Source organism: Salmonella sp. NW884, assembly GCF_051700745.1.
GTDB classification, from domain to species: domain Bacteria; phylum Pseudomonadota; class Gammaproteobacteria; order Enterobacterales; family Enterobacteriaceae; genus Salmonella; species Salmonella enterica.
The window spans coordinates 59,750-74,876 of the sequence record NZ_JAMMDE010000002.1; the positions used below are offsets into that span (position 1 = coordinate 59,750).

12 protein-coding genes are annotated in these 15,127 nt (G+C 54.6%); 10 read left to right on the forward strand and 2 right to left on the reverse strand.

The features are described from left to right. Window positions 1-10 precede the first annotated feature (10 nt). From nusA to mtr, 10 genes are all read left to right on the forward strand, one after another. Window positions 11-1,513 (forward strand): transcription termination factor NusA, encoded by a 1,503-nt coding sequence (gene nusA / locus NA197_RS04690; RefSeq protein ID WP_001031038.1) that lies wholly within the window; start codon window positions 11-13, stop codon window positions 1,511-1,513. A 24-nt stretch (window positions 1,514-1,537) separates the two neighbouring features. Continuing rightward, window positions 1,538-4,216 (forward strand): translation initiation factor IF-2, encoded by a 2,679-nt coding sequence (infB, locus tag NA197_RS04695; RefSeq protein ID WP_000133064.1) that lies wholly within the window; start codon window positions 1,538-1,540, stop codon window positions 4,214-4,216. A 151-nt stretch (window positions 4,217-4,367) separates the two neighbouring features. Continuing rightward, the gene (rbfA, locus tag NA197_RS04700) at window positions 4,368-4,769 is read left to right on the forward strand and encodes a 30S ribosome-binding factor RbfA (protein ID WP_001040199.1); all 402 of its coding nucleotides are present in this window, start codon (window positions 4,368-4,370) and stop codon (window positions 4,767-4,769) included. Beyond that, window positions 4,769-5,713: a tRNA pseudouridine(55) synthase TruB gene (gene truB, locus NA197_RS04705; protein WP_000089674.1), complete on the forward strand. Its 945-nt coding sequence runs from the start codon at window positions 4,769-4,771 to the stop codon at window positions 5,711-5,713. The genes rbfA and truB overlap by 1 nt, the downstream gene beginning before the upstream one ends. A 150-nt stretch (window positions 5,714-5,863) precedes the next feature. Continuing rightward, entirely contained in the window at window positions 5,864-6,133 is a 270-nt protein-coding gene (gene rpsO, locus NA197_RS04710; protein ID WP_000059465.1) for a 30S ribosomal protein S15, read from the forward strand. Window positions 6,134-6,374: 241 nt separating this feature from the next. Then, window positions 6,375-8,510 (forward strand): polyribonucleotide nucleotidyltransferase, encoded by a 2,136-nt coding sequence (gene pnp / locus NA197_RS04715; protein WP_001670767.1) that lies wholly within the window; start codon window positions 6,375-6,377, stop codon window positions 8,508-8,510. Window positions 8,511-8,619: 109 nt separating this feature from the next. Then, window positions 8,620-9,504 carry a lipoprotein NlpI gene (gene nlpI, locus NA197_RS04720; protein ID WP_000802069.1) on the forward strand — a complete coding sequence of 295 codons (885 nt, stop codon included), beginning with the start codon at window positions 8,620-8,622 and terminating at the stop codon, window positions 9,502-9,504. A 105-nt stretch (window positions 9,505-9,609) separates the two neighbouring features. Further along, entirely contained in the window at window positions 9,610-9,690 is an 81-nt protein-coding gene (yrbN, locus tag NA197_RS04725) for a protein YrbN (RefSeq protein WP_010723222.1), read from the forward strand. After that, on the forward strand, window positions 9,683-11,572 hold the full coding sequence (deaD, locus tag NA197_RS04730; RefSeq protein ID WP_000807248.1) for an ATP-dependent RNA helicase DeaD: 1,890 nt from the start codon (window positions 9,683-9,685) through the stop codon (window positions 11,570-11,572). The genes yrbN and deaD overlap by 8 nt, the downstream gene beginning before the upstream one ends. Window positions 11,573-11,725: 153 nt before the next feature. Further along, on the forward strand, window positions 11,726-12,970 hold the full coding sequence (mtr, locus tag NA197_RS04735; RefSeq protein WP_000224373.1) for a tryptophan permease: 1,245 nt from the start codon (window positions 11,726-11,728) through the stop codon (window positions 12,968-12,970). A gap of 90 nt (window positions 12,971-13,060) precedes the next feature. Here the strand turns inward: mtr and NA197_RS04740 are convergent, their stop codons facing one another. Both NA197_RS04740 and NA197_RS04745 read right to left on the reverse strand, forming a co-directional pair. Beyond that, on the reverse strand, window positions 13,061-14,068 hold the full coding sequence (locus NA197_RS04740; RefSeq protein ID WP_000130441.1) for a luciferase-like monooxygenase: 1,008 nt from the start codon (window positions 14,066-14,068) through the stop codon (window positions 13,061-13,063). 177 nt (window positions 14,069-14,245) lie between these two features. Next, entirely contained in the window at window positions 14,246-15,124 is an 879-nt protein-coding gene (locus NA197_RS04745) for a U32 family peptidase (RefSeq protein ID WP_000877715.1), read from the reverse strand. Between the last annotated feature and the right edge of the window lie 3 nt (window positions 15,125-15,127).

The window sequence follows — 15,127 nt, forward strand, 5'->3', positions numbered from 1 at the left end:
AAAGCCCGCGATGAACAAAGAAATTTTGGCTGTTGTTGAAGCCGTCTCCAACGAAAAAGCGCTGCCACGCGAAAAAATTTTTGAAGCGCTGGAAAGTGCGCTGGCGACAGCAACAAAGAAAAAATATGAGCAGGAGATCGATGTTCGTGTAGAAATCGATCGTAAAAGCGGTGATTTTGATACTTTCCGCCGTTGGTTGATCGTTGAAGAAGTGACCATGCCGACGAAGGAAATTACGCTGGAAGCGGCGCGTTTTGAAGACGAAAGCCTGAATGTCGGCGACTATGTTGAAGATCAGATTGAATCTGTCACCTTTGACCGTATCACCACGCAGACTGCGAAACAGGTTATCGTACAGAAGGTCCGTGAAGCTGAACGCGCGATGGTTGTCGATCAGTTCCGCGACCAGGAAGGCGAAATTGTCACTGGCGTGGTGAAGAAAGTGAACCGCGACAATATCTCTCTGGAAATTAAATCCGAAGGGATGGCCGGTAACGCTGAAGCGGTGATTCTGCGTGAAGATATGCTGCCGCGTGAAAACTTCCGTCCGGGCGACCGCATCCGCGGTGTTCTGTACGCTGTACGTCCAGAAGCGCGTGGCGCGCAGCTGTTCGTCACCCGTTCCAAGCCGGAAATGCTGATCGAACTGTTCCGCATCGAAGTACCGGAAATCGGCGAAGAAGTGATTGAAATTAAAGCGGCGGCTCGCGATCCGGGTTCTCGTGCGAAAATCGCAGTGAAAACCAACGATAAACGTATCGATCCGGTCGGCGCTTGCGTGGGGATGCGCGGCGCGCGCGTTCAGGCGGTCTCTACCGAACTGGGCGGTGAGCGTATCGATATCGTGCTGTGGGATGATAACCCGGCGCAGTTCGTCATTAATGCGATGGCGCCGGCAGACGTCGCGTCTATCGTGGTGGACGAAGATAAACATACCATGGATATCGCCGTTGAAGCCGGTAATCTGGCGCAGGCGATCGGACGTAATGGTCAGAACGTCCGCCTGGCTTCGCAATTGAGCGGCTGGGAACTCAACGTAATGACCGTTGATGACTTGCAGGCTAAACATCAGGCTGAAGCACATGCCGCTATCGAGATTTTTACTAAATATCTTGATATTGATGAAGAGTTCGCGACCGTTCTGGTAGAAGAAGGTTTCTCCACGCTCGAGGAACTGGCCTATGTGCCAATGAAAGAACTGCTGGAAATTGACGGCCTTGATGAGCCGACCGTTGAAGCACTGCGCGAGCGTGCTAAAAACGCACTGGCCACTCTGGCGCAGGACCAGGAAGCAAGCCTCGGTGATAACAAACCGGCTGACGATCTGCTGAATCTGGAAGGATTAGATCGCGATATGGCTTTCAAACTGGCGGCTCGTGGTGTTTGTACGCTGGAAGATCTCGCCGACCAGGGCATTGATGATCTGGCTGATATCGAAGGGTTGACCGACGAAAAAGCCGGTGAGCTGATTATGGCTGCCCGTAATATTTGCTGGTTCGGCGACGAAGCGTAATAAACTGTAGCAGGAAGGAACAGCATGACAGATGTAACCCTAAAAGCGCTGGCCGCAGAGAGACAGGTTTCCGTGGATCGCCTGGTACAGCAGTTTGCTGATGCAGGTATCCGGAAATCTGCTGACGACTCTGTGTCCGCACAAGAAAAACAGACTTTACTGGCGCACCTGAACCGCGAAGCGGTTTCTGGTCCCGATAAACTGACGCTGCAGCGTAAAACGCGCAGCACCCTGAATATTCCTGGTACCGGTGGAAAAAGTAAATCGGTACAAATCGAAGTCCGCAAGAAGCGCACCTTTGTGAAACGCGATCCGCAAGAGGCTGAACGCCTGGCCGCGGAAGAGCAGGCGCAGCGTGAAGCGGAAGAGCAAGCCCGTCGTGAGGCAGAAGAACAGGCCAAACGCGAGGCGCAACAAAAAGCTGAACGCGAGGCCGCAGAACAAGCTAAGCGTGAAGCCGCTGAAAAAGCGAAACGTGAAGCTGCGGAAAAAGACAAAGTGAGCAATCAACAGACTGACGATATGACCAAAACCGCCCAGGCCGAAAAAGCCCGCCGTGAGAATGAAGCTGCAGAGCTGAAGCGTAAAGCGGAAGAAGAAGCACGTCGCAAACTCGAAGAAGAAGCGCGTCGTGTAGCAGAAGAAGCTCGCCGCATGGCGGAAGAAAACAAATGGACCGCAACGCCTGAGCCAGTAGAAGACACCAGTGACTATCATGTCACCACTTCTCAGCACGCTCGCCAGGCCGAAGACGAAAACGATCGTGAAGTAGAAGGCGGTCGTGGTCGTGGCCGTAATGCAAAAGCAGCGCGTCCGGCGAAAAAAGGCAAACATGCCGAATCCAAAGCCGATCGCGAAGAAGCGCGTGCTGCGGTTCGCGGCGGTAAAGGCGGCAAGCGTAAAGGGTCTTCTTTACAGCAAGGCTTCCAGAAGCCCGCTCAGGCCGTTAACCGCGACGTGGTGATCGGTGAAACCATCACCGTTGGCGAACTGGCGAACAAGATGGCGGTTAAAGGCTCTCAGGTCATCAAAGCGATGATGAAGCTGGGCGCCATGGCCACCATCAACCAGGTCATCGACCAGGAAACCGCACAGCTGGTTGCCGAAGAGATGGGCCACAAAGTTATCCTGCGTCGTGAAAACGAACTGGAAGAAGCGGTAATGAGCGACCGTGATACCGGCGCTGCGGCTGAACCGCGCGCACCGGTTGTGACCATCATGGGCCACGTTGACCACGGTAAAACCTCTCTGCTGGACTACATTCGTTCCACGAAAGTAGCCTCTGGCGAAGCGGGCGGCATTACCCAGCACATCGGTGCTTACCACGTTGAAACTGACAACGGGATGATCACCTTCCTGGACACCCCGGGCCACGCCGCGTTTACTTCCATGCGTGCTCGTGGTGCGCAGGCAACGGATATCGTGGTTCTGGTGGTTGCGGCAGACGACGGCGTGATGCCGCAGACTATCGAAGCTATCCAGCACGCGAAAGCGGCAGGTGTGCCGGTCGTGGTTGCGGTGAACAAAATCGATAAGCCGGAAGCCGATCCGGATCGCGTTAAGAACGAACTGTCCCAGTACGGCATTCTGCCGGAAGAGTGGGGCGGCGAGAGCCAGTTCGTTCACGTGTCTGCGAAAGCAGGTACCGGTATCGACGAACTGCTGGACGCTATCCTGCTGCAGGCCGAAGTTCTGGAACTGAAAGCGGTACGTAAAGGTATGGCGAGCGGTGCGGTTATCGAATCCTTCCTGGATAAAGGTCGTGGTCCGGTGGCTACCGTGCTGGTTCGTGAAGGTACGTTGCATAAGGGCGATATCGTGCTGTGTGGCTTCGAATACGGCCGCGTGCGTGCGATGCGTAACGAACTGGGTCAGGAAGTGCTGGAAGCGGGTCCGTCCATTCCGGTGGAAATCCTCGGCCTGTCCGGCGTTCCGGCTGCGGGTGACGAAGTGACCGTCGTTCGCGACGAGAAGAAAGCGCGTGAAGTGGCTCTGTATCGTCAGGGTAAATTCCGTGAAGTTAAACTGGCGCGTCAGCAGAAATCTAAACTCGAGAACATGTTCGCCAACATGACCGAAGGCGAAGTTCACGAAGTGAACATCGTGCTGAAGGCCGACGTACAGGGTTCTGTGGAAGCGATCTCCGACTCCTTGCTGAAACTGTCTACCGACGAAGTGAAAGTGAAGATCATCGGTTCTGGCGTAGGTGGTATCACCGAAACCGACGCGACCCTGGCTGCGGCGTCCAACGCCATTCTGGTGGGCTTCAACGTTCGTGCTGATGCTTCTGCGCGTAAAGTGATCGAATCTGAAAGCCTGGATCTGCGTTACTACTCCGTCATCTATAACCTGATCGACGAAGTGAAAGCGGCGATGAGCGGTATGCTGTCTCCGGAACTGAAACAGCAGATCATCGGTCTGGCTGAAGTGCGCGATGTGTTCAAATCGCCGAAATTCGGCGCGATCGCGGGCTGTATGGTTACCGAAGGTACGATTAAACGCCATAACCCAATCCGCGTACTGCGCGACAACGTGGTTATCTATGAAGGCGAGCTGGAATCCCTGCGCCGCTTCAAAGATGACGTTAACGAAGTCCGTAACGGCATGGAATGTGGTATCGGCGTGAAGAACTACAACGACGTTCGCGTTGGCGATATGATCGAAGTATTCGAAATCATCGAGATCCAACGTACCATCGCTTAAGGTTGGTTGGGTGTAGGCCGGATAAGGCGTTTACGTCGCCATCCGGCAATGTTATGCCTGATGGCGCTAGCGCTTATCAGGTCTACAGCCTGAATACCGTATTAATTTCAAAAAGGGGCTGATAGCCCCTTTTTTGTCTGGAGAATTTATTATGGCGAAAGAATTTGGTCGCCCGCAGCGCGTGGCCCAGGAGATGCAAAAAGAGATCGCAATCATCCTGCAGCGCGAAATTAAAGACCCGCGCCTGGGCATGATGACTACCGTCTCCGGTGTCGAAATGTCCCGTGACCTGGCCTATGCCAAAGTGTTTGTCACCTTTTTGAACGACAAAGATGAAGACGCAGTAAAAGCGGGCATCAAAGCGTTGCAGGAAGCGTCTGGTTTCATCCGCAGCTTGCTGGGTAAAGCGATGCGTCTGCGCATCGTGCCGGAACTGACCTTCTTCTACGACAACTCGCTGGTGGAAGGGATGCGTATGTCCAACCTGGTGACTAACGTGGTGAAGCATGACGAAGAACGTCGTGTGAACCCGGACGACAGCAAGGAGGACTGATGAGTCGTCCTCGTCGTCGTGGCCGCGACATTCACGGCGTTCTGCTGCTGGATAAGCCGCAGGGTATGTCCAGCAATGACGTGCTGCAGAAAGTTAAGCGCATCTACAATGCCAACCGCGCCGGGCATACCGGCGCGCTGGACCCGCTGGCGACCGGCATGTTGCCGATTTGCCTCGGCGAAGCGACAAAATTTTCGCAGTACCTGCTGGATTCTGACAAACGCTATCGTGTTATTGCCCGTCTGGGGCAGCGCACGGATACCTCTGACGCCGATGGTCAAATCGTGCAGGAGCGTCCGGTGACTTTCAGCGCTGAGCAGCTTGCGAGCGCGCTGGAGACCTTTCGTGGGGATATCGAACAGATTCCCTCGATGTATTCGGCGCTGAAGTATCAGGGCAAGAAACTGTACGAATATGCCCGCCAGGGTATCGAAGTGCCGCGCGAAGCCCGCCCGATTACCGTCTATGAGCTGCTGTTTATTCGCCATGAAGGTAACGAGCTGGAGCTGGAAGTTCATTGCTCCAAAGGCACCTATATTCGTACCATTATTGATGATTTAGGTGAGAAACTGGGCTGTGGCGCGCACGTAACGTACCTGCGTCGTCTGACGGTCAGCAAGTATCCGGTGGATCGTATGGTGACGCTGGAGCATTTGCAGACGCTGGTAGCACAGGCGGAACAGCAGGGCGTTCCGGCGGCGCAGTTGCTCGATCCATTATTGATGCCAATGGACAGTCCAGCTTCGGACTATCCTGTTGTTAATCTGCCATTAACATCTTCGGTATACTTCAAAAATGGCAACCCGGTTCGTACCACGGGCGCGCCGTTGAAGGGACTGGTTCGTGTGACGGAAGGTGAAGACGATAAATTTATCGGTATGGGCGAAATTGACGACGAAGGCCGTGTCGCGCCTCGTCGGCTGGTAGTAGAGTACCCGGCGTAATGTCGCTTCGTCTTGCGATAAGAGAGCGCTGCGAGTAGAATACTGCCGCTTAACGTCGCGTAAATTATTTAACAGTTTACGCGGCGTACACTGGGATCGCTGAATTAGAGATCGGCGTCCTCTCATTCTTAAATACTTTGGAGTTTTAAAATGTCTCTAAGTACTGAAGCTACAGCTAAAATCGTTTCTGAGTTCGGTCGTGACGCAAACGACACCGGTTCTACCGATGTTCAGGTTGCTCTGTTGACTGCACAGATTAACCACCTGCAGGGTCACTTTGCAGAGCATAAAAAAGATCACCACAGCCGTCGTGGTCTGCTGCGTATGGTTTCTCAGCGTCGTAAACTGCTCGACTACCTGAAACGTAAAGATGTTGCACGCTACACCGCGCTGATTGAGCGTCTGGGTCTGCGTCGCTAATTCTTTCGAGTTTCAGAAAGAGGGGGCCTTCATGGCCCCTTTTTTCCAGCAGATGGCAGCAATTCGCTGGAAACTAATGTATTGTTGCTATGAATGATCTTCCGTTGCAGAGGTTCGCGCGGCTAATGAGAGGCTTTACCCATATCAGGGTTAGGGTTGTCATTAGTCGCGAGGATGCGCAGAAGATCGGGTATTAACGACGGCGCGTATTATGCCGTCAAAAATTGGAAAGGATATTATTTTGCTTAATCCGATCGTTCGTAAATTCCAGTACGGTCAGCATACCGTTACGCTGGAAACTGGCATGATGGCGCGTCAGGCCACTGCCGCTGTTATGGTAAGCATGGATGACACCGCCGTATTCGTTACCGTTGTCGGCCAGAAAAAAGCCAAGCCAGGCCAGGACTTCTTCCCACTGACCGTTAACTATCAGGAGCGTACCTACGCTGCTGGTCGTATCCCGGGCAGCTTCTTCCGTCGTGAAGGCCGTCCAAGCGAAGGCGAAACCCTGATCGCGCGTCTGATTGACCGCCCGGTTCGTCCGCTGTTCCCGGAAGGATTCGTTAACGAAGTGCAGGTTATCGCGACCGTCGTTTCCGTTAACCCGCAGGTTAACCCGGATATCGTGGCGATGATCGGCGCATCTGCTGCGCTGTCGCTGTCCGGCATTCCGTTCAACGGCCCAATCGGCGCGGCGCGCGTAGGTTACATCAATGACCAGTACGTGCTGAACCCGACCCAGGACGAGCTGAAAGAAAGCAAGCTGGACCTGGTGGTTGCCGGTACCGAAGCGGCTGTGCTGATGGTGGAATCCGAAGCTGAACTGCTGAGCGAAGACACTATGCTGGGCGCGGTGGTATTCGGTCACGAGCAGCAGCAGGTTGTTATCCAGGCGATCAACGATTTGGTGAAAGAAGCCGGTAAACCGCGTTGGGACTGGCAGCCGGAAGCCGTCAACGACGCGTTGAACGCGCGTGTTGCTGCGCTTGCTGAATCTCGTCTGAGCGACGCGTACCGCATCACCGATAAACAAGAACGCTATGCTCAGGTTGACGTAATCAAATCCGAAACCATCGAGCAGCTTATTGCAGAAGATGAAACCCTGGATGCTAACGAGCTGGGCGAAATCCTGCACGCTATCGAGAAAAACGTGGTGCGTAGCCGCGTACTGGCAGGCGAGCCGCGTATTGATGGCCGTGAAAAAGACATGATCCGTGGTCTGGACGTGCGCACTGGCGTACTGCCGCGTACTCACGGTTCCGCTCTGTTTACCCGTGGTGAAACGCAGGCGCTGGTTACCGCGACTCTGGGTACTGCCCGTGACGCGCAGGTGCTTGATGAACTGATGGGCGAGCGCACTGACAGCTTCCTGTTCCACTACAACTTCCCTCCGTACTCCGTAGGCGAAACCGGCATGGTCGGTTCTCCGAAGCGTCGTGAAATTGGTCACGGTCGTCTGGCGAAGCGCGGCGTGCTGGCAGTGATGCCGGACATGGATAAATTCCCGTACACCGTTCGTGTGGTGTCTGAAATCACCGAATCCAACGGTTCTTCCTCTATGGCTTCCGTGTGCGGCGCTTCTCTGGCGCTGATGGACGCTGGCGTGCCAATTAAAGCCGCCGTAGCAGGTATCGCTATGGGTCTGGTGAAAGAAGGCGACAACTACGTTGTACTGTCTGACATTCTGGGCGACGAAGATCACCTGGGCGATATGGACTTCAAAGTGGCGGGTTCCCGCGACGGTATCTCTGCACTGCAGATGGATATCAAAATTGAAGGTATCACCAAAGAGATCATGCAGGTTGCGTTGAACCAGGCTAAAGGTGCGCGTCTGCACATCCTGGGCGTGATGGAACAGGCGATCAACGCGCCGCGCGGCGATATCTCTGAATTCGCGCCGCGTATCCATACCATCAAGATCAGCACGGACAAGATCAAAGACGTGATCGGTAAAGGCGGTTCTGTGATCCGCGCGCTGACTGAAGAGACCGGCACCACCATCGAAATCGAAGATGACGGTACTGTGAAGATCGCGGCGACCGACGGTGAAAAAGCGAAATACGCTATCCGTCGTATCGAAGAGATTACCGCGGAGATCGAAGTCGGCCGTATCTACAATGGTAAAGTGACCCGTATCGTTGACTTTGGCGCGTTTGTTGCCATCGGCGGCGGTAAAGAAGGTCTGGTTCACATCTCTCAAATCGCGGATAAGCGTGTAGAGAAAGTGACCGACTATCTGCAGATGGGTCAGGAAGTCCCGGTTAAGGTTCTGGAAGTTGACCGCCAGGGCCGTGTACGTCTGAGCATTAAAGAAGCAACCGAGCAGTCTCAACCTGCGGCTGCGCCGGAAGCTCCGGCGAGCGAACAGGCCGAGTAAGGTAGCCTTTTGCCCTCCGCAGTGCGGAGGGCTTTAGACCTGGCTGGACGCCTTGTTGAGCCACCGGGGAACAGGACGTTCATTCAATCGTTGTCTTCGGGAGTGGGAAATGAAGCCTTTTTTGCGCTGGTGTTTCGTTGCGACAGCACTTACGCTTGCAGGATGCAGTAATTCCGCCTGGCGTAAAAGTGAAGTCCTCGCAGTACCATTGCAACCGACTTTACAGCAGGAAGTGATTCTGGCGCGTATGGAACAGATTCTTGCCAGTCGGGCTTTAACCGATGACGAACGCGCACAGCTTTTATATGAGCGCGGAGTGTTGTATGATAGTCTTGGTTTGAGGGCATTAGCGCGAAATGATTTTTCACAAGCGCTGGCAATCAGACCGGATATGCCTGAAGTATTCAATTACTTAGGCATTTATTTAACGCAGGCAGGCAATTTTGATGCTGCCTATGAAGCGTTTGATTCTGTACTAGAGCTTGATCCAACTTACAACTACGCGCACTTAAACCGCGGTATCGCATTGTATTACGGCGGCCGTGATAAGTTAGCGCAAGATGATCTGCTGGCGTTTTATCAAGACGATCCCAATGATCCTTACCGCAGCCTGTGGCTGTATCTTGTTGAGCAGAAGCTTAATGAGAAGCAGGCGAAAGAAGCGTTAAAAGCACGCTTCGAAAAATCGGATAAAGAGCAATGGGGATGGAACATTGTCGAGTTCTACCTGGGCGACATTAGCGAAGCAACGCTGATGGAAAGGCTCAAGGCGGACGCAACGGATAACACCTCGCTCGCTGAGCATCTCAGTGAAACCAACTTCTATTTAGGTAAGTATTACCTAAGTCTGGGGGATTTGGACAGCGCCACGGCTCTGTTCAAACTGGCGGTGGCCAACAACGTTCATAACTTTGTTGAGCACCGATACGCATTGTTGGAATTATCGCTCCTGGGCCAGGACCAAGATGACCTGGCAGAATCGGACCAGCAATAGCTGACGAACATATCAGCCCGTAATCTTTTTGATTGCCATCACCTTCGCGGGTGAGGGCGTTGTTGTTCGTTAATACACCTACTTTGAGCCGGTTCACACTTTTCAATGAAAATTGCAGATCAATTTCATGATGAGTTATGTAGACTGGCCGCCATTAATTTTGAGGCACACGTACTACATGGCTGAATTCGAAACCACTTTTGCAGATCTGGGGCTGAAGGCTCCTATCCTTGAAGCCCTTACCGATCTGGGTTACGAAAAACCATCTCCAATCCAGGCAGAGTGCATTCCGCATCTGCTGGGCGGTCGCGACGTGCTGGGCATGGCCCAGACCGGTAGCGGCAAAACCGCAGCGTTCTCTTTACCGCTGCTCAACAATCTTGATCCTGAGCTGAAGGCACCTCAGATTCTGGTGCTGGCGCCAACCCGCGAACTGGCGGTACAGGTTGCCGAAGCCATGACGGATTTCTCTAAACACATGCGCGGCGTAAACGTGGTTGCCCTGTACGGCGGTCAGCGTTATGACGTGCAGTTACGCGCCCTGCGTCAGGGGCCGCAGATCGTTGTCGGTACGCCGGGACGTCTGCTTGATCACTTAAAACGCGGCACCCTCGACCTCTCTAAACTGAGTGGTCTGGTGCTGGATGAAGCCGACGAAATGCTGCGTATGGGCTTCATCGAAGACGTTGAAACTATTATGGCGCAGATCCCGGAAGGTCATCAGACCGCTCTGTTCTCCGCCACCATGCCGGAAGCGATTCGTCGCATTACCCGCCGCTTTATGAAAGAGCCGCAGGAAGTGCGCATTCAGTCCAGCGTGACTACCCGTCCTGACATCAGCCAGAGCTACTGGACTGTCTGGGGTATGCGTAAAAACGAAGCGCTGGTGCGTTTCCTGGAAGCGGAAGACTTTGATGCGGCGATTATCTTCGTGCGTACCAAAAACGCGACCCTGGAAGTAGCAGAAGCGCTGGAACGTAGCGGCTACAACAGCGCCGCGTTGAATGGCGATATGAACCAGGCGCTGCGTGAGCAGACTCTGGAACGCCTGAAAGATGGTCGTCTGGACATCCTGATCGCTACCGACGTTGCGGCACGTGGTCTGGACGTTGAACGTATCAGCCTGGTGGTGAACTACGATATCCCGATGGACTCCGAGTCCTACGTTCACCGTATCGGTCGTACCGGTCGTGCGGGTCGCGCCGGTCGCGCGCTGCTGTTCGTTGAGAACCGCGAGCGTCGTCTGCTGCGCAACATCGAACGCACCATGAAGCTGACCATTCCGGAAGTGGAACTGCCGAACGCAGAACTGCTGGGTAAACGCCGTCTGGAAAAATTCGCCGCGAAAGTTCAGCAGCAACTGGAAAGCAGCGATCTGGATCAGTACCGTGCGCTGCTGGCGAAAATCCAGCCGTCTGCTGAAGGCGAAGAGCTGGATCTCGAAACGCTGGCCGCCGCACTGCTGAAAATGGCGCAGGGCGAGCGTCCGCTGATTCTGCCGCCGGATGCGCCGATGCGTCCCAAGCGTGAATTCCGTGACCGTGACGACCGTGGTCCGCGCGATCGTAATGATCGTGGCCCGCGTGGCGACCGTGAAGAACGTCCGCGTCGTGAACGTCGTGACGTTGGCGATATGCAGTTATACCGCATTGAAGTGGGCCGTGATGACGGCGTTGAAGTTCGTCATATCGTGGGCGCTATCGCTAACGAAGGCGACATCAGCAGCCGTTACATTGGTAACATTAAGCTGTTCGCGTCTCACTCCACCATCGAGCTGCCGAAAGGTATGCCGGGCGAAGTGCTCCAGCACTTCACGCGTACTCGCATTCTGAACAAGCCGATGAATATGCAGCTGTTGGGTGATGCGGTTCCGCACGCGGGCGGCGAACGTCGTGGCGGTGGTCGTAGCTTCAGTGGCGAACGTCGTGAAGGCGGTCGTAATTTCAGCGGCGAACGTCGTGAAGGTGGTCGTGGTGATGGTCGTCGCTTCAGCGGCGAACGTCGTGAAAGCCGTGGTCCGCGTCGTGATGACTCTACCGGTCGCCGTCGTTTCGGCGGTGATGCGTAACTCTCGCTGAACTGCGCATTCACAGCGTAAAGTAAAATATACAGCCCCGATCGTCACAATCGGGGCTTTTTTTATTTCTTTTGTACTCGTGTACTGGTACAGTGCAGCGTATTGAGAGATAGTCACACTATAAATGACTGGAGAGAGAGCTGAATGGCAACACTTACCACCACCCAAACGTCACCTTCGCTGCTTGGCGGCGTGGTGATTATCGGCGGCACCATCATTGGCGCGGGGATGTTCTCCCTGCCGGTGGTCATGTCCGGGGCGTGGTTCTTCTGGTCGATGGCGGCGCTGGTCTTTACCTGGTTTTGTATGCTGCACTCCGGGCTGATGATCCTCGAAGCCAACCTTAACTACCGCATAGGTTCGAGTTTCGACACCATCACCAAAGATCTGTTGGGGAAAGGCTGGAACATTGTCAACGGCATTTCTATTGCCTTTGTGCTCTACATCCTGACTTACGCCTATATCTCGGCGAGCGGCTCGATTCTGCATCATACCTTTGCTGAGATGTCGCTGAACGTTCCGGCGCGAGCGGCAGGTTTTGCCTTTGCGCTGTTGGTGGCGTTTGTTGTGTGGCTGAGTACGAAGGCGGTCAGCCGGATGACGGCGATTGTGCTGGGCGCGAAAGTGATTACTTTCTTCCTGACCTTCGGCAGCCTGTTAGGGCACGTTCAGCCTGCCACGTTGTTTAACGTGGCTGAAAGCCACGCGTCATATACGCCGTACCTGCTGATGACGCTGCCATTTTGTCTGGCCTCTTTTGGTTATCACGGTAACGTACCGAGCCTGATGAAATATTACGGCAAAGATCCGCGCACCATCGTCAAATGCCTGATTTATGGGACGTTACTGGCGCTGGCGCTCTATTCTGTCTGGCTGCTGGGGACGATGGGCAACATCCCGCGTCCGGAATTTATCGGCATTGCGCAGAAAGGCGGCAATATTGATGTGCTGGTACAGGCGTTGAGCGGCGTGCTGAACAGCCGCAGCCTGGATCTGCTGCTGGTGGTGTTCTCTAACTTTGCTGTCGCCAGTTCCTTCCTTGGCGTGACGCTGGGGCTGTTTGACTATCTGGCGGATCTGTTTGGTTTTGATGACTCGGCAATGGGGCGTTTTAAAACGGCGCTGCTGACGTTTGTGCCGCCAATTGTCGGTGGCCTGCTGTGGCCGAACGGCTTCCTGTACGCCATTGGCTATGCAGGTTTAGCTGCAACTATCTGGGCGGCCATTGTGCCTGCGCTGTTGGCGCGTAAATCTCGCGAACGTTTCGGCAGCCCGAAATTCCGCGTCTGGGGCGGTAAACCGATGATTGCCCTGATTCTGGTCTTCGGTGTCGGCAACGCGGTTATCCATATTCTGTCGAGCTTTAATTTGCTGCCGGTGTACCAGTAACGTTATTGTGCCGGATGGCGGTTGCACCTTATCCGGCCTACTTGATGCTGTAGGCCCGGTAAGCGAAGCGCCACCGGGCAAAACAATGCGCTACCCCAACAATTCCTGCTTCACATCCATCGCCAAATCAAACGAATGCAGGCGTGCCTGGTGGTCAAAAATCTGCCCGTTGACCATAATTTCATCCGCCTGGGTTTCCCGCAGGATGGATTCCAGCCCGTGGCGGACTTTCGCCTTATCACCGACCAGCGACATACTCAGCGCCTGCTGCACGCCATACTGCTCGGATGGCGACCAGAAGGTCTCCATATTCTCAATCGGCGGCGGCAGTTGGCCGGTTTCCCCACGGCGTAGCTTCACGAAAGCCTGCTGCATGGAGGTAAACAGGAATTCGGCGTCGCGGTTGCTGTCGGCGGCGATAATATTGATACACACCATCGCGTACGGTTTTTCCAGCCGCGCTGAAGGTTTGAACTGGGTACGGTACAGATGCAGCGCCTGGAACAACATATCCGGCGCGAAATGCGAAGCAAAGGCGAACGGCAGACCAAGCTGGGCCGCCAGTTGCGCGCTATACAGGCTGGAGCCCAGCAGCCAGACCGGGACCTGCTCGCCGTAGCCGGGCACCGGGCGCACATGCGGATTAGGATCGCGAGCGTCGAACCAGTCCACCAGCTCTGCGACATCGCGTGGAAAGTTATCGATATCGCCGCTCATATGGCGACGCAGCGCGCGCATCGTCGGCTGATCGCTACCCGGCGCGCGTCCCAACCCTAAGTCGATACGTCCCGGGTAGAGCGTATTCAGCGTGCCGAACTGCTCGGCAATCACCAGCGGTGAATGGTTAGGCAGCATCACGCCGCCGGAGCCAAGATGTAATGTTGTGGTATTGGCTGCCAGATAACCAATCAATACCGAGGTCGCCGCGCTGGCGATACCGGTCATGTTGTGATGTTCTGCCAGCCAGTAGCGGTGATAACCGCGCTTTTCAGCCAGCCGTGCGAGATCCAGCGAGTGCGTGAAGGCTTCTTTTGCCGAAGATCCTTCAGGGATCGGCGCCAGATCCAGCACCGAGAACGGAATAGTTTTGTCAGTCATAACGGCTCACTTTGTTACCGGTTAATCTTTTAATACTGCATTAAAGATTAGCGAATGTTGTTAACAAAGTGAGCTTTATGAGACTGACGGCAAAAACAATGCCCGATGGCGCTGCGCTTATCGGGCCTACGGGATCGCTATTTGTAGGCCGAACAAGGTATTTATGCCGCCATCCGGCTAGGCCTGTAGCTCCAGACCTGCCAGCCGCTTCCAGTAGCCGTTACAGTCGCTATGGGCGGCAAGCGGTAATGGCGCGCCGCCGTTTTCGTTAGCGCGAAAGGCATCAAGCATGGCAAATGTCTCCGTCCCCAACGGCGACAGCCGCACGATATCGACCAATCCCTGCATCGACGTCAGTTCGTTGCCAAGGTTATAGACATAGCCGCTCATGGTCTGAATACCGTTAAGCACAAACACCTGCTGATTCTCTTGCGAGAGCACGTCACGACCGTTTGGATACTTGATACAGCAGGTTTCGCACTCATCTTTCGGGCGGTCTTCCGAACGGGCGGTAAAGCAGCGAGCGGAGTAGGCCAGCGGCAGATGGCCGTAGCTCAACACTTCCACTTCAAACTGATTGCGGATGCCCAGTTCATCGCACTGATTAAGCAAATTCACCAGCCAGTCGCGAGACAGCTCCACTGGCATACACCAGCGTACCATGCCTTCTTTCAGCAACCGGCGCAGCGTGACCGCGTTGTAGCAGTTCAGCGCATGGCCAGCGACAAACGGCAGTTTGCGCTCGGCGCACAGATTCACCACGCCAAGATCGCTGGCTTCCAGCAGAAAATCGCCGTTGTCCACATAGCGTTTCAGCTCGCTTAATTCAGATGACGCCTGTACCAGCGCCAGGGTGGAGAGCGCCACCTGCTTACCGCTGGCGGCGAGGGATTTCGCCATTTCCAGCCAGTCGCCGACTTTGGTAGCGCGACGCTTGCTGCACACCGCTTCACCCAAATAAATGACATCAGCGCTGCTTTTTGCGGCCTGCTGATAAAAATCTTCCAGCGTCTCTTTCGGCCAGTAATAAAGCACCGGTCCTAAGGAATATTTCATAGC

What these genes read in the sequence shown, in the direction of transcription:
- nusA (WP_001031038.1), top strand. Translation starts at nt 11, where the DNA reads ATGAACAAAGAAATTTTGGCTGTTGTTGAAGCCGTCTCCAACGAAAAA.
- infB (WP_000133064.1), top strand. Translation starts at nt 1,538, where the DNA reads ATGACAGATGTAACCCTAAAAGCGCTGGCCGCAGAGAGACAGGTTTCC.
- rbfA (WP_001040199.1), top strand. Translation starts at nt 4,368, where the DNA reads ATGGCGAAAGAATTTGGTCGCCCGCAGCGCGTGGCCCAGGAGATGCAA.
- truB (WP_000089674.1), top strand. Translation starts at nt 4,769, where the DNA reads ATGAGTCGTCCTCGTCGTCGTGGCCGCGACATTCACGGCGTTCTGCTG.
- rpsO (WP_000059465.1), top strand. Translation starts at nt 5,864, where the DNA reads ATGTCTCTAAGTACTGAAGCTACAGCTAAAATCGTTTCTGAGTTCGGT.
- nlpI (WP_000802069.1), top strand. Translation starts at nt 8,620, where the DNA reads ATGAAGCCTTTTTTGCGCTGGTGTTTCGTTGCGACAGCACTTACGCTT.
- yrbN (WP_010723222.1), top strand. Translation starts at nt 9,610, where the DNA reads ATGAAAATTGCAGATCAATTTCATGATGAGTTATGTAGACTGGCCGCC.
- deaD (WP_000807248.1), top strand. Translation starts at nt 9,683, where the DNA reads ATGGCTGAATTCGAAACCACTTTTGCAGATCTGGGGCTGAAGGCTCCT.
- mtr (WP_000224373.1), top strand. Translation starts at nt 11,726, where the DNA reads ATGGCAACACTTACCACCACCCAAACGTCACCTTCGCTGCTTGGCGGC.
- NA197_RS04740 (WP_000130441.1), bottom strand. Translation starts at nt 14,068, where the DNA reads ATGACTGACAAAACTATTCCGTTCTCGGTGCTGGATCTGGCGCCGATC.
- NA197_RS04745 (WP_000877715.1), bottom strand. Translation starts at nt 15,124, where the DNA reads ATGAAATATTCCTTAGGACCGGTGCTTTATTACTGGCCGAAAGAGACG.